This window comes from Veillonella infantium (assembly GCF_002959895.1).
GTDB lineage: Bacteria > Bacillota > Negativicutes > Veillonellales > Veillonellaceae > Veillonella > Veillonella infantium.
Window position 1 is genome coordinate 113,962 of record NZ_PPDD01000012.1, and the last position, 12,995, is coordinate 126,956.

Annotated in this window: 14 protein-coding genes; 9 read left to right on the plus strand and 5 right to left on the minus strand. The window is 38.7% G+C overall.

The window, feature by feature from the left end:
* The first annotated feature begins 11 nt into the window (after positions 1-11).
* From VCHSUH03_RS07800 to VCHSUH03_RS07820, 5 genes are all read left to right on the plus strand, one after another.
* A complete protein-coding gene (locus VCHSUH03_RS07800) occupies positions 12-581 on the plus strand; it encodes a hypothetical protein (protein ID WP_105094626.1) in 570 nt (189 codons plus the stop codon).
* A gap of 168 nt (positions 582-749) precedes the next feature.
* Positions 750-1,421 carry a hypothetical protein gene (locus VCHSUH03_RS07805; RefSeq protein WP_105094627.1) on the plus strand — a complete coding sequence of 224 codons (672 nt, stop codon included), beginning with the start codon at positions 750-752 and terminating at the stop codon, positions 1,419-1,421.
* A 181-nt stretch (positions 1,422-1,602) separates the two neighbouring features.
* Positions 1,603-2,286, plus strand: a complete 684-nt coding sequence (locus VCHSUH03_RS07810) for a hypothetical protein (protein ID WP_105094628.1) — start codon at positions 1,603-1,605, stop codon at positions 2,284-2,286.
* Between the two features lie 115 nt (positions 2,287-2,401).
* Positions 2,402-2,581 (plus strand): hypothetical protein, encoded by a 180-nt coding sequence (locus tag VCHSUH03_RS09570; RefSeq protein WP_241567163.1) that lies wholly within the window; start codon positions 2,402-2,404, stop codon positions 2,579-2,581.
* A gap of 149 nt (positions 2,582-2,730) precedes the next feature.
* Positions 2,731-3,339: a hypothetical protein gene (locus tag VCHSUH03_RS07820; RefSeq protein WP_105094629.1), complete on the plus strand. Its 609-nt coding sequence runs from the start codon at positions 2,731-2,733 to the stop codon at positions 3,337-3,339.
* Between the two features lie 25 nt (positions 3,340-3,364).
* On the opposite strand, the gene fliB is transcribed toward VCHSUH03_RS07820, so the two are convergent.
* Entirely contained in the window at positions 3,365-4,273 is a 909-nt protein-coding gene (gene fliB / locus VCHSUH03_RS07825) for a flagellin lysine-N-methylase (protein WP_105094630.1), read from the minus strand.
* 156 nt (positions 4,274-4,429) lie between these two features.
* On the opposite strand from fliB, the gene VCHSUH03_RS07830 reads away from it, so the two are divergent.
* The 3 genes from VCHSUH03_RS07830 (at position 4,430) to VCHSUH03_RS07840 (ending at position 6,634) form a co-directional block, all read left to right on the plus strand.
* Positions 4,430-4,993 (plus strand): PepSY domain-containing protein, encoded by a 564-nt coding sequence (locus tag VCHSUH03_RS07830; protein ID WP_167388613.1) that lies wholly within the window; start codon positions 4,430-4,432, stop codon positions 4,991-4,993.
* A 514-nt stretch (positions 4,994-5,507) separates the two neighbouring features.
* Positions 5,508-6,197, plus strand: a complete 690-nt coding sequence (locus VCHSUH03_RS07835) for a ribonuclease E (protein ID WP_105094632.1) — start codon at positions 5,508-5,510, stop codon at positions 6,195-6,197.
* Positions 6,198-6,355: 158 nt separating this feature from the next.
* Positions 6,356-6,634 (plus strand): PepSY domain-containing protein, encoded by a 279-nt coding sequence (locus VCHSUH03_RS07840; RefSeq protein WP_105094633.1) that lies wholly within the window; start codon positions 6,356-6,358, stop codon positions 6,632-6,634.
* Positions 6,635-7,117: 483 nt separating this feature from the next.
* Here VCHSUH03_RS07840 and alr read toward each other — a convergent pair whose 3' ends face one another.
* Positions 7,118-8,230: an alanine racemase gene (alr, locus tag VCHSUH03_RS07845; protein WP_105094634.1), complete on the minus strand. Its 1,113-nt coding sequence runs from the start codon at positions 8,228-8,230 to the stop codon at positions 7,118-7,120.
* Positions 8,231-8,526: 296 nt separating this feature from the next.
* On the opposite strand from alr, the gene VCHSUH03_RS07850 reads away from it, so the two are divergent.
* Complete coding sequence (locus VCHSUH03_RS07850; protein WP_105094635.1) at positions 8,527-9,480, plus strand: 2-hydroxyacid dehydrogenase; 954 nt, start codon at positions 8,527-8,529, stop codon at positions 9,478-9,480.
* A gap of 119 nt (positions 9,481-9,599) precedes the next feature.
* On the opposite strand, the gene pflA is transcribed toward VCHSUH03_RS07850, so the two are convergent.
* The 3 genes from pflA to pflB form a co-directional block, all read right to left on the minus strand.
* Positions 9,600-10,376, minus strand: a complete 777-nt coding sequence (gene pflA, locus VCHSUH03_RS07855; protein ID WP_105094636.1) for a pyruvate formate-lyase-activating protein — start codon at positions 10,374-10,376, stop codon at positions 9,600-9,602.
* A gap of 12 nt (positions 10,377-10,388) precedes the next feature.
* The gene (gene grcA3 / locus VCHSUH03_RS07860) at positions 10,389-10,628 is read right to left on the minus strand and encodes an autonomous glycyl radical cofactor GrcA3 (protein ID WP_024066082.1); all 240 of its coding nucleotides are present in this window, start codon (positions 10,626-10,628) and stop codon (positions 10,389-10,391) included.
* A 75-nt stretch (positions 10,629-10,703) separates the two neighbouring features.
* Positions 10,704-12,821: a formate C-acetyltransferase gene (pflB, locus tag VCHSUH03_RS07865; protein WP_105094637.1), complete on the minus strand. Its 2,118-nt coding sequence runs from the start codon at positions 12,819-12,821 to the stop codon at positions 10,704-10,706.
* Between the last annotated feature and the right edge of the window lie 174 nt (positions 12,822-12,995).

Below are 12,995 nucleotides of genomic sequence, written 5' to 3' on the forward strand. Positions count from 1 at the left end.
GGTATAGTATTATGAAGGGTTTGTTTGGTGCTTATATAGAAAAATGGATGCATTTAGTGACCATTAAAAACATGTTATTACTAGCTATTGGATCTCTAATTATAACTGATTTGGGTTTATACATATTGATGTTGCTTTTCCCAAAGAGTCCATTTTTTAAAACTCTTATTTGGGAGGTTATCAGTCCTGTAGAACTTGAGGTAGTTTCTATTATTGGCTATGTACTTGGAATTGCAGTCTTTATTCTTGTAACCTCTTGTATTTTATATGGTGTTTTTAAGGTGTTTAAGGGGCAAGTTACCTATAAGCAACTAGTGGCGGACTTGCTTTTAAGTAGCTGTATTGCCAGCTGGATTCATTTGATATTTGCACTTGTTGCTGCGCCTACTTATCTCTTGTTAGACTTACGTATTCGAGGTGGTACGGGCGGATTAAGTACGATGGAGCTCTTTAATGTCTTTGTTATGGCCCAGCTTATGTCTAAGCAATTTGGAGTAAGTCCTTGGATCACGGGGATTTCCTTTTATATAGTATCCTTCATCTTTGGTGCTGGCGGTATTATGTTATTCATGACAACTTAAATACATATGTAATTGAAAGGTTGGTAGATTCTGTTAAGGCAGCTGCCAACCTTTTTTGTTTGTTAAACCTGGTTGCAAATTGATTTAAAATAAATTTATATTTATTTTAAATATATATTGTGATAAAATGATAGAAATATGTGCTTTAGATGTTTTGGAGGGGAACATATGGAAAGAAAATGGTATTTTGATCTTTGGGCTCTTATTAGAGAGCCTTTTAAATGTGGTATTCCGGAGATTGTTGAATTTGGTACAATTCAACGCGGTTTTGCATGTGCCATGGGGATGCTTGCTATTAGTCTGCTTGTGAGTTGGATTATACAAGCTGGAATGGCTTATTCCTTAGGGGCTTCAGCTCCACAGCTAGGAGCTGCGTTGGGGGCTCTTGCTGGGGCCGGATTTTTTGTATTAGTATTATATGCATTATTAACATTTGCTATATTAGCTATTTACTCAGTTATTTTTAGTCTAATAGCTAATAAATTTGGGGCTCATACCAATTATGAGTCTATATTAAAGATTTGTTGGTACCAAAGTGCATATTCTATGGTTATATCCCTTGTTCTATCTATTGTTGAAGCAATTTTGGTCCTTATTGTTTATGGCTTTAATTTAGATGTTTATGCGCCTGATATTATCTTATATATTATTGGGTTCTCTTATTGGATACTCCAAGTAGTAGCCTATATTTGGTGTTTCTGGGTGAGTTTGACACTTATGGCACGTCAAATAGAAAAAGGACGTCTTTCGACTTTTGGTATCGGCCTTTTAGCGAGTCTTGTACCAATAGTCTTCATTGGTATATTAGTGGGCCTAGTTATGCTTGCTGTTCGTATGTAATGAAATAGTTATGAAAATAATGAAAGCAAGGTATGTATATACCTTGCTTTTGTGCTATAATAATGAACAGAGTATGAATTAAAAATAAAATTATTGTTAGAAATTCGTAATCTTGTGTTGTGTGCTGCATCATTCTATATAGAATGGTGCTATTCTTGTTGAGTAAAAGGTGGTGAGAGGTATGATGGCAGGTTTAGTAGAGTTCGTATATCGCTTATTAAACCCCATTGAAGAAAAAAATCCACGAATGTACCACTATGATGTTACCTATGGACAGCTTACTTGGATGCTCGTATTGACGCTCATATGCTATCAATTTACCATCGTCGGTGAAAGTGTATATCTAGATGCTATACGTGCTTTGATACGCAATTCATCACTATTAGTAAAGTGGCAAATGTTTTCGCTTCCCGTAGGTCAACATGAAATACAAGTTTTTTTTGAATACTTAAGTAAACCGCGTGAGTTTTGGAATATCGGTCGGTTCGGGTGGGTAATTTTAAAAGCGGTCCTCGTGTCTGGCATTGTTATAGGCTATGCGATACTACAAAAACGTAAGTTCTATATCCGCGGCGTAGTCACTGGGGTTTTACATATGATGGCCTTTGCTCAACTCGTAGTAGCTATGATCACTCTTACGGCAGGTATTATGTTGATTCTTACGACCATACCAATTCTGCTACAAGCCATTATTGGCTTTTGTATGATTGTATTATGCATTCTTAGTACTGTATTGTTACTACAGACCATGGGGCGTATTGCAGGGGCTTGTATTGATGGTAGTGCTTATGAAGGTCTAAGCATTATGTTGCTTGCCATTCTAGTGGCTTTGTTGTGTGAAGTGCTATATACATTAACTCGATAACAGATAAGGAGCATTATGACTTGGTATAAGGATATATTGCATTTATTCACGAAATTAAGTGAACAATCCTTTCAAAATATTATTCTATGTATCTATGCCAAAATATGTAGGCGATATGGCCTATCTTGTTACCATGTTTAGTCAGTATTACGCTGTCTTTATTGGGGCTCAACTCATGCGCCGCTATGTTAATCTAGGAATTGTTAAAACCTATATTGTTATGTTTGTTGTAGCATTGCTATCAGTGTCGGTATTGCCTCAATGGATTCGCTTTGTACATACATTAGTTAAATAATATAAGACATAAAATCGAGTATAACCGCAAGATGAAAGTCTTGTGGTTTTTTTATCGTTTAATTTATATTAAAATTAATTATATATAATTTAAATCTTGGAATTTATGATATAATTAAACTTATAGTATAGTTGAGAGCGGAGTTAGTTATGGATACGACATTTTTACAAGAAATATCCCTGCTGGTGCGTTCACCGAAGAAGGGAATAGATGAAATCTTCTGGTTTGGTACCTTAGAAAAGGGTATTAAAGCTGGCCTTGCCGGTTGGTGTGCCACTCATATTTTAGGCTTTGCTTTAGGTATTGTTCTGTTACCTTTGGCCATGACCTTTGGTGGTTTTTTATTTGGCTTTATTCCTGCTGTATATGGCATATTTTCTATATTGAGAGAGATATTAGGTCTTGGTATATATTGGTTTGTAGGTAGCTTTATATTGTGGAAATTACTGAGCGTTCTTTTAGAGCGTGAGTTTGATTTCAAGCATGTATTAATGGGCACTGCTTATGTGGAAGGCTATACAGGCGCACTGGGATTAGCATTAATTTTGGTATCTATTATTTGCATTTATATTACGCCATTTTTGATGATTCTATTAGTTCCTTTAGCACTAGCCTATGTTTGTGCCGTTATCTATGTGGCGGTCATGCTTTTATCTCGTATTATGAACATAGAGCCTCTTACAGTAGGGGCTGTTTATGTGGTATTATTTATTATAAATCTTTTATATAACTGGATTATGCGCATACTATTTGCGTAACTATATAAAAACCTCCTAGTTTATACTAGGAGGTTTTTTGTTGTTCGTAATGTTGTAATAGCAGTTCTACATTGTCTTCGTCGTATTCGATTTGTTGGGACCATCTTGCCACTTGTTTAAGTGGAGAGCCTTCGAGGGCACTTGTCATAAGTATGTATTCCACACCATCCTTAGCATAGGAAAGGATGGCTTCTAAAGAATAATCTGACAGCATATCAATTTGACGATATAAGATGTATTGGAATACCTTGTTGAATAGCCCCATATCGTGGGTGGCAACATAGGTTTGAACAGAGGTAGTGAGTTTATCTATATCATGAGATAATGCACTGATTTGTGCAGTCCATTCTTCATCGATAGGCTCTGTTGTACCATATAGATCTAATAGTCTTGTATAATACTGTGCATTAGGGGATGGAATATATTGAAATAGTGCTGGATCTATATCAAAGGCTAATAGTTCAAATATATTCTGAATAGTTAAACGTTCATCAGGACTAAATTCGCCGTTATCGTCTTCAATAGTAAAGATTACTTGATTAGACTGCATGTCTTCTGCCAGTAGTTCAACCGATGCTTCACAGGATAAACCAACCCCACATAGCTCGAGGTCCTCAATATATTTATAAAATCGCGGATGCATGTGACATGTATCGCATAGGCCTTCTTCGCCTAGTTCAAGCACCACCTTACAGAGGCCATTTTCATTGAGTAACGGACACATAGGTTGTTCTTTAGAAAACACGAAATGGCTACCTTCGCCATCGACAGTAATGGCTTGTCGTAAGCTTTCACCAAGAGGTCCTGTCATGGCATGATAGCGTTCAGCAGTGGTCTCGTCAATATCGATGGTCCACAGTTGGCAGCATGTATTTTCACATCGATCTGCTTTGCATTGAAATGTGTGATATATAGTAGGATATATTGAAATCATAATGGTCTCACTTGTAGTAAAAAATATTCTACGTGCATTGTATCATAGGGCAGTGGTCTATGCATTAATATTATAAATAAAGATTAATAAATCGTATCGGTTTAGTGTATAATTGTATATATACACTATGGTCCTGTTTGAGAGATGGAGGAGCCTATGAAATCCTTATTTATAAAAGGTAGCCTTGTATTAGCCTTGGCAGCAGTGTTTGGTATGCCAAATGCAAGTGCGGCGCCTTTAGTAGCAGTAGAACCAACTATTGCAGTTGTTGATGGAAACCATGCAGCGATTGTAGGTGCAAATGGTTTATTGAATGCGTTTATTCAAAATCATCCAAATGCAGCTATCACTGAAATCGCTTTTGATGCGGATGGTGGTCAAATTAGATATGATGTAGAAGGTGTTGATGAAAGTGGCAAATATGAGCTCACTTATATCTATGCAACAAATCAAATCTTTGAAAAACGTGAAGGTGACTTCCATAAATCCTTAAAGAAAAAATCCTTTGATCCTCGTGAAATCTTACCGCCAGCAGCGGTAGTTAACTTTGCTTATGCTCAAACACAAGGCAAAGCGACAAGCCTTAATGAGTGGTCTGTACACTATGATAAAGGTAAAATAGTATACAAAGTTAGCTTCGGTACAGAAGGTGATAAAGAGGTCAATGTTCGCATTGATGCTATGAATGGTACGTTGTTGTCTGTTAAATTTGACGACTAAACATTACTGTGACTAGTAAATATAACTTAATAGTAGAAGGTTTATTATTTTAAATATAAGAATAAACTCCTTAAAATTATCTTTTTTTGTAGAAAAGGATAGTTTTAAGGAGTTTTTTTGTGAACATTTGCTCATGAAAGGGGATGTTTACATTATGAGAATTACAATGAGTGTCTTCTGTTCCTTTATTTATGGGAAAAATGGCTTTTTGAAGTTAGTTCATGGAATACTTAGTTGTAAATCGAATACTATAGAATTTCATTGAAATTACATATAAATTCATTTTATTCTCACCCCAAAATAAGCTAGACCGGTGAATTCTACATTTTTATTTCATAGATTATCGATAATATGTGTCCAGTCAAAAGACAGAACTCAAATATATCGGGAGTTTCCAGACTATATATCTACAGTCCACACTAGATATATGTTTTGGAACTATAACGATGACACCGAGTTGGTTAAAATATATATGCGTAAGATTGCATATATATAAATTATCAAGGAGGATATTATGAAAAAATCTATTTTGAAAAGCAGTATTGCTTTAGCAGTAGCTGGCGTATTTGGTGCTACTGTAGCAGTAACAGCAGCTGAACAAGCCACACCAGTTCCTGTAACTCAAGAGGTAGCAGCTACTGCAGCTCCTGTAGCACAACCTGCTACTCATCAAGTAGTTCCTACTATTCAAGTGACTCCAGCAGCTAAAACAGAAGTAGCTCCAGCAACTAAAACAGAAGTAGCTCCTACAACAGCTAAAGTAGTACCTACAGCAGCTAAAGTTGAAGTGACTCCAGCTACACCAGCAGCTAAAGATACTACACCAGTTCCAACAGCAACTCAAGATGTAAAAGCTCCAGTTGCTCAAGCCACTGTAGTTCCAGCAGCAGCTAATCCAGCAGCAGCAACTCCTACAATTGAAACTGCAGCGGTAGCAAAAGCTCCTAGCGAAGCTAAAGTAGTACGTGCAGCAGATAAAAAAGTAGAAGCTAATAAAGACGAAAAAAATACTAAAAAAGCGCAAGCACACAAAGCGCCTAAAGTAAAAGCTGACAAAGCAGTTAAAGCTGATAAAGCTGTAAAAGAAACTAAAGAAGTAAAAGCAGATAAAAAAGCTGACAAAAAAGAAACTACTAAAGAGGAAAAAAAAACTCTAAAAGTGGAAAATCACAACCTAGCACAACAAGTAAGCAAGCAGGCGTAGTCGATCAAAATAGTATTTTCGTAATTGGTGCGAACTATTTAATCGATCAATTTGAAAATAAATATGGCGACTCTAAGATTACTAAAGTATCCTTCAAAGCTGCCGATAAAACTGCTATTTATGAAGTAGATGGTTTCAATGCTAGTGGTGCCCATTCCATGACTTTAGATGTGGCAGCTGGTAATGTAACTGAAGGTACTCCTAAAGCATATGATGCATCCATGGAAGCTAGTGCTATTGATGCTGGTACTGTGTTACCTCCACATGTGGCGATCAATGCAGCCTTCGCACAAACTGGCAATGTAGCAACTGGTATTAACTCTTGGTCTGTAGTGAACCAAAATGGTAAACCTATATATACTGTAGAGTTCCATGATGCACAAAACAAACCTGTATCCATCGTATTGGATGCTAAAACAGGTATGGCCGTAAAATAAGCTAATCCTAAGCCTATCCTACTGTAAAGCAACCCTTTTAATACACGAACACTAAACACACAAAACTATACACACATACTTACACACACACAATACACTTACACACACAATAAACAATTACACACACGCAGCCCTCTGGATTGGATAGACAAACATTGACTCTCTCCTATGCCGTCTGTCGTTCAGAGGGCCCCTTATGCATTGTGGTTCCCTCCCAATCATAAGATTATATACTTGGTATATAATACTCTCTCTCACAATAAGAACGTAACTGCTTTACAGTACGCTAGGTATAGGAGAGCAGGAAAGCCCGTAATACATGTAGACCGCTGCATGTATTACGGGCTTTTTCTATGTCCATTCAATATAAATGATGTACCATATAAGGAAAATACGTAGTAAAAATTAGAAAAGCACAGATACAATGTATATCTGCGCTTTTGGTATATGGAGCATTTACTATTAGAAACAATAGTTAGCTTTTTATATGTATTGTCGAGGTACGCGTTCTGAGAATCCACAGAAGATTTCATAAGGAATTGTAGAGGCAAGGGCGGCAATCTCGAGTGCAGAGATGCTTTCATGACCTTGAGAACCTAGGAGCACAACCTTGTCACCTGGTTGTACAGTAATCGTATCTGGAACGGCCACCATGAATTGGTCCATACAGATGCGGCCCACTACAGGACAACGTGTGCCATGAATGAGAACTGTACCGCGGTTGGATAAACTACGAGGGTATCCATCTGCATAGCCTACAGGTATGGTAGCAATCGTCATTGGTTCAGGTGTTACATAGGTAGAACCATAACCGATACCTTCACCTGCTTCTAGACGCTGTACATGTACTACTTCGCTATGGAAGGAGAGGACCGGTTTTAACCCTAATCGATTTGGCACATCAAGAGATGGCATAATGCCGTATTGAATAATGCCAGGACGAGCATCGGTAAATAAGCTGTCTTTTACGGATAATAAGCCAGCACTATTGGCAAGAGAGAAGCGATAGTCCGCATCAGGTCTAAATGCACGGATTTCATCGACCATTTTATGGAATTTTTGCGCCTGTCCATGAGCGTGGCTTTGATCCGCCGCATCGGCGTTACTCATATGAGAGAAGAAACCGTCTACCTCAAGATTTTCGTAGGACTCAACGCGTTTGATAAACTCAATAGCATCTTCAGGCTTGATACCAATACGATGCATGCCTGTATCAACGGCGACTGCAACGCGGATAATCATATCGTGATTTTCTGCTACCTTATCGAGGGCGTCTAAATCAGTAGATTCGCATACAGCTGGGATGGAATTAGTATCTGCTACGAGCTCAAAGGACTGAGGTCTTGTGAGGCCAAGTAGATAAATTGGTACCATAATCCCGGCGTTGCGAAGTGGAACTGACTCTTCAGGAATGGCAACGGCTAAGGATTCATAACCTTCTTCAACGGCAATACGGCCCATCATAACACTGCCGTGGCCATAGCCATTGGCCTTGATAACAGCCGTAGATGTGCTCCATTCCGGTAAACTATCTTTAATTTTGCGCAAGTTCTCACGAACGAGACTTGTATTTATGGTCAAATAGGTGGGTCTCATGGTATTCCTCAATTCTATATAACATTACTTTTATTTTATAACTTTTGGGGAATTACACAATACTTTTGTGAAAGTTTTATACAGAAATTCTGTTTTTATGATTTTATACATATATTATATACAATAAACGTGAAAGTATACTAATTAATATAGTTCTCAGTGATATTAATAGTATAAATTTATATAAATAATAGTATAATTTATGTAGAAGTATTTTTCTTTATAGGTGTATGTAACCCCTAGATTTGGGCGTTACGTATACTCTATAGAATTTAATAACTATGTAGGAGGTTCTCATGAGCGAACGTGTAGTAGTGGTAAATGCAAGTAAAATGAATTACGACCAAGCATTAGATTTCTCTGTATTATCTAGTGATGTACAGGTTTATGATAATAGTACAAATGCAGAGCTTATTGAACGCATTCAAGGAGCTCGCGTTGTAGTTACAAAAGAATTACCAGTAGGGGCTGATTTGCTTTCACAACTCCCAGATACTGTAAAACTCATCGTAGAAGCGGGGACAGGTTATAATAATATCGACCTCAACGCGGCTAAGGAAAGAGGCATTACGGTGTGTAATATTCCAGCGTACAGTACAGAACGTGTAGCACATACGGTAATCATGATGATCCTCAATTTTGCGTCTACTATGCAGAAACAAATTGGCATGCTTGCTAAAGGTGATCGCAGTAATTTCACAAAGCATTTACAAGTAAGCCACACAGAAGTGAATGGTAAAACATTAGGTGTTGTTGGTGCTGGTCACATTGGTATGGAAGTGATCAAAGTAGCAAAAGCGCTCGGTATGAATATCTTGATCCATACACGCACGCCAAAGGCTGATGGTGACGGTATTCGTTATGTAAGTCTTGATGAATTGCTTGAAAATAGTGATTATATTACATTGCATTGCCCATTGAATGACAAAACTAAGCACATGATTAATAAAGAAACTATCGGTAAAATGAAATCTAGTGCAGTTATCATCAATACAGGTCGTGGTCCACTTATTAACGAAGCTGAGCTTTGTGAAGCATTAGCAGCTAAACGCATTGCAGGTGCAGGTCTTGATGTACAAGAGGTAGAACCTCCAGCAGAGGATAGCCCTCTATATACATTAGATAATGTTATCATTACACCTCATATGGGCTGGAAAGGCCTAGAAACACGTCAACGCTTGGTAGGTATCATTCGTGATAATGTACAAGCCTTCTTCAAAGGTGAACCTATTAACGTAGTATCTAAATAAATACAATAAGAGCCGTCCCCGGTTGTGTGGGGGCGGCTCTATTGTTTAGGGCTATCATAGATCAAGTCTTGGTATATATGTATATATATATCAAGGGAGGTAGTTATCCTCAAACTTGATTATGATTGATGTTGTGTTTTGATGGGACTCCACCAATGGCGTCGATAGGCCTTGATTCCTTCCACCACGGTTTTTGTCGCTTTAGCTGCAATATCTTTTGTGGCAGCTGGTATGCCCTCTAGGCGATAGGTAATACCTAACTCCTTATATTTAGCAGTACCCATAACGTGATATGGTAAGCAATCAACGGCTTGTAAGTTTTTCAGGGATCCTAGGAAAAAGCCTAGACGATAGTGATGATCTGCATTATCTGTAATCGTAGGAACTACAACGTGACGAACCCAAATGGGAACTTCTACGTCTGCTGTCATTCGTGCAAAGCCGAGAATAGGCTCTAACGATTTGCCAGTTAACCACAGATGTTTATCAGGATCGATTTCTTTAAGGTCTAGGATGACGAGACTAGTGACACTGAGTAGCTTACGGTAGGCCACCTCTTGGTGGGGATCAAAACAAATTCCACTTGTATCTAAACAGGTATGGACGTTTCTTTCACGGAAATATGTGAAAAGCTCAGTAACAAAGTCAATTTGCATAAGAGCTTCCCCACCTGTGACGGTGATACCACCATTAGTATAAAATTGGCGGTTACGTTCGTACTGGTCCCACAACTCCTCAACAGTCATAAATTTAACATCATCGCTACTTTCATTCCATGTGTCGGGATTGTGGCAATAAGCACAACGCATGGGGCATCCTTGGAGAAAAACCACCATGCGCATGCCTGGACCATCAACCGTACCCATCGTTTCAACCGAATGAATACGTCCTGTCATAGTAAACCTCGATTAGATTTGTTGATGGAATGTACGGGAAATAACTTCGTCCTGTTGTTGTTTTGTCAATTTGCTGAAGTGCACTGCGTAACCAGATACACGAACAGTTAATTGAGGGTACAACTCAGGATGTTTTTGAGCGTCTAACAATGTTTCACGAGTGAACACGTTAACGTTCAAATGATGACCGCCTTTTTGGGAGTAGCCATCCAATAACTCTACCAAGTTATCAACTTGTTGTTGGTTGCTCATGGGTATTGCCTCCTTTCAACCAAGACTAACACTCGTATCGGTGCCGGTGAAAGCAACTCGATACTATGGAAGATATTATTTATCTTCCTTTATAGTAACATTCGGTTCGCTGCATGCGAAGTTTGTATTGGAGTTAGGCAATTGAGATGGATCTAACTCAATATCAAAATCGCTGAGGGACACAAATGTTTCACCAGATTTACCTAATGCGTCAGGAATGATAGAGAAGGTATTGGAAATACCATCGGAGCTATCACGCCATGGCATTTTTGCTACGGATGCCAACGAAGAAATCGCACCGTGAGTATCACGACCATGCATTGGATTAGCACCAGGAGCGAAAGCTTCACCAGCTTTACGGCCATCTGGCGTAGAACCTGTTGCAGTACCATATACTACGTTGGAAGTAATTGTTAACAAGCTCATAGTTGGAACGGATTGACGGTATGTAGGATGTTTACGAATTTTATTCATAAATGTGGAAACAACTTTTGCTGCTAAGCTATCTACACGATCGTCATCGTTACCATATTTAGGGAAGTCACCTTCGATTTCGAAATCAACAGCGATGCCGTTTTCGTCGCGAATAGGTTTTACCTTAGCATATTTAATAGCAGACAAGGAGTCAGCTACTACGGATAAACCAGCAATACCAGTTGCAAACCAACGAGTTACCTTGCGGTCATGCAATGCCATTTCTAGTTTTTCATATGCGTATTTGTCGTGCATGTAGTGAATGATGTTCAATGCGTTTACATATACGCCTGCTAACCATTCCATCATGTCGTCGAATTTTCCCCATACTTCGTCGAATTCTAAGTATTCAGAAGTAATAGGGCGGTATTTAGGACCAATTTGTTTCTTCAATTTTTCGTCAACGCCGCCATTGATTGCATAAAGCAAGCATTTTGCCAAGTTGGAACGAGCGCCGAAGAATTGCATTTCTTTACCAATACGCATTGGAGATACACAGCATGCGATAGCGTAGTCATCACCAGAGTTAGGACGCATCAAGTCGTCATTTTCGTATTGGATGGAAGATGTTTCAATGGATAGTTTTGCACAGAAGCGGCGGAAGCCGATCGGCATGCGAGGAGACCACAATACAGTGAGGTTTGGTTCTGGAGCAGGACCAAGGTTAGTCAATGTATGTAGATAACGGAAGGACATTTTTGAAACCAATGTACGGCCGTCAGTACCCATACCACCGATGGATTCAGTTGTCCACACAGGGTCGCCTGTGAACAAGTTATTGTATTCGTGGATACGTGCGAAACGAACCATGCGCAATTTCATGATGAAATGATCTACGAATTCTTGGATTTGTTCTTCTGTGTATGTACCATTGCGAAGGTCACGTTCTGCGTAGATGTCTAGGAATGTAGAGTTACGGCCAATGGACATAGCAGCACCGTTTTGCTCTTTAATAGCACCAAGGTAGCCGAAGTAAATCCATTGCATAGCTTCTTTCACGTCTTTAGCTGGTCCAGAAATATCGTAACCATAAGATGCAGCCATTTCTTTTAATTCTTTTAAGGAACGGATTTGTTCTTGAATCTCTTCGCGGTCGCGAATTACGTCTTCAAGCATATCACCCATAGTAATGCTGAATTGCTCTTTTTTATCTTCAATGAGGTAATCGATACCATACAAAGCGATACGGCGATAGTCACCGATGATACGGCCACGGCTGTAAGCATCTGGTAAACCAGTTACGATATGAGCCGTACGAGCGGCACGCATTTCTGGTGTATATACATGAAATACGCCATCATTGTGTGTTTTACGATGTTTTTTGAAGAAGTCTTCTGTTCGGGGATCCATTTTGAAGCCGTATTCTTCAATAGCGGATTTTGCAGTACGCAAGCCGCCATAAGGGAACATAGCGCGTTTTAATGGTTTGTCAGTTTGCAAACCAACGATCGTTTCAAGGTCTTTGTCGATATATCCTGGCGCATGGGCAGTAATGTGTGTGGCCACGGAAGTATCGGCATCGAGCATGCCGCCTTTTTCACGTTCTTCATCATAAAGCTTCATTACTTGGTCCCATAATTTAGTCGTTCTTTCTGTAGGACCAGCAAGGAAGGAATCGTCCCCTTCATAGGGGATATAGTTTCTTTGAATAAAGTCGCGTACATCAACGGCTTTATCCCACACACCTGTGTTAAATTCTTTCCATGCAGTATGTTGCATTTTGCACCTCCATAAAAGGATATAACTATAGATTTCTATGCCTATAGTGTACAATGTTTGTCACGATTTAACAAATTTTAAATGATATATATTTTCAATACATACTATGCGATTTTCGTAAGAATGGATGTTATTTGTAATTTAATAATATTGAAAACACTATATAAATACATT

What these genes read in the sequence shown, in the direction of transcription:
- VCHSUH03_RS07800 (WP_105094626.1), top strand. Translation starts at nt 12, where the DNA reads ATGAAGGGTTTGTTTGGTGCTTATATAGAAAAATGGATGCATTTAGTG.
- VCHSUH03_RS07805 (WP_105094627.1), top strand. Translation starts at nt 750, where the DNA reads ATGGAAAGAAAATGGTATTTTGATCTTTGGGCTCTTATTAGAGAGCCT.
- VCHSUH03_RS07810 (WP_105094628.1), top strand. Translation starts at nt 1,603, where the DNA reads ATGATGGCAGGTTTAGTAGAGTTCGTATATCGCTTATTAAACCCCATT.
- VCHSUH03_RS09570 (WP_241567163.1), top strand. Translation starts at nt 2,402, where the DNA reads ATGGCCTATCTTGTTACCATGTTTAGTCAGTATTACGCTGTCTTTATT.
- VCHSUH03_RS07820 (WP_105094629.1), top strand. Translation starts at nt 2,731, where the DNA reads ATGGATACGACATTTTTACAAGAAATATCCCTGCTGGTGCGTTCACCG.
- fliB (WP_105094630.1), bottom strand. Translation starts at nt 4,273, where the DNA reads ATGATTTCAATATATCCTACTATATATCACACATTTCAATGCAAAGCA.
- VCHSUH03_RS07830 (WP_167388613.1), top strand. Translation starts at nt 4,430, where the DNA reads ATGAAATCCTTATTTATAAAAGGTAGCCTTGTATTAGCCTTGGCAGCA.
- VCHSUH03_RS07835 (WP_105094632.1), top strand. Translation starts at nt 5,508, where the DNA reads ATGAAAAAATCTATTTTGAAAAGCAGTATTGCTTTAGCAGTAGCTGGC.
- VCHSUH03_RS07840 (WP_105094633.1), top strand. Translation starts at nt 6,356, where the DNA reads ATGACTTTAGATGTGGCAGCTGGTAATGTAACTGAAGGTACTCCTAAA.
- alr (WP_105094634.1), bottom strand. Translation starts at nt 8,230, where the DNA reads ATGAGACCCACCTATTTGACCATAAATACAAGTCTCGTTCGTGAGAAC.
- VCHSUH03_RS07850 (WP_105094635.1), top strand. Translation starts at nt 8,527, where the DNA reads ATGAGCGAACGTGTAGTAGTGGTAAATGCAAGTAAAATGAATTACGAC.
- pflA (WP_105094636.1), bottom strand. Translation starts at nt 10,376, where the DNA reads ATGACAGGACGTATTCATTCGGTTGAAACGATGGGTACGGTTGATGGT.
- grcA3 (WP_024066082.1), bottom strand. Translation starts at nt 10,628, where the DNA reads ATGAGCAACCAACAACAAGTTGATAACTTGGTAGAGTTATTGGATGGC.
- pflB (WP_105094637.1), bottom strand. Translation starts at nt 12,821, where the DNA reads ATGCAACATACTGCATGGAAAGAATTTAACACAGGTGTGTGGGATAAA.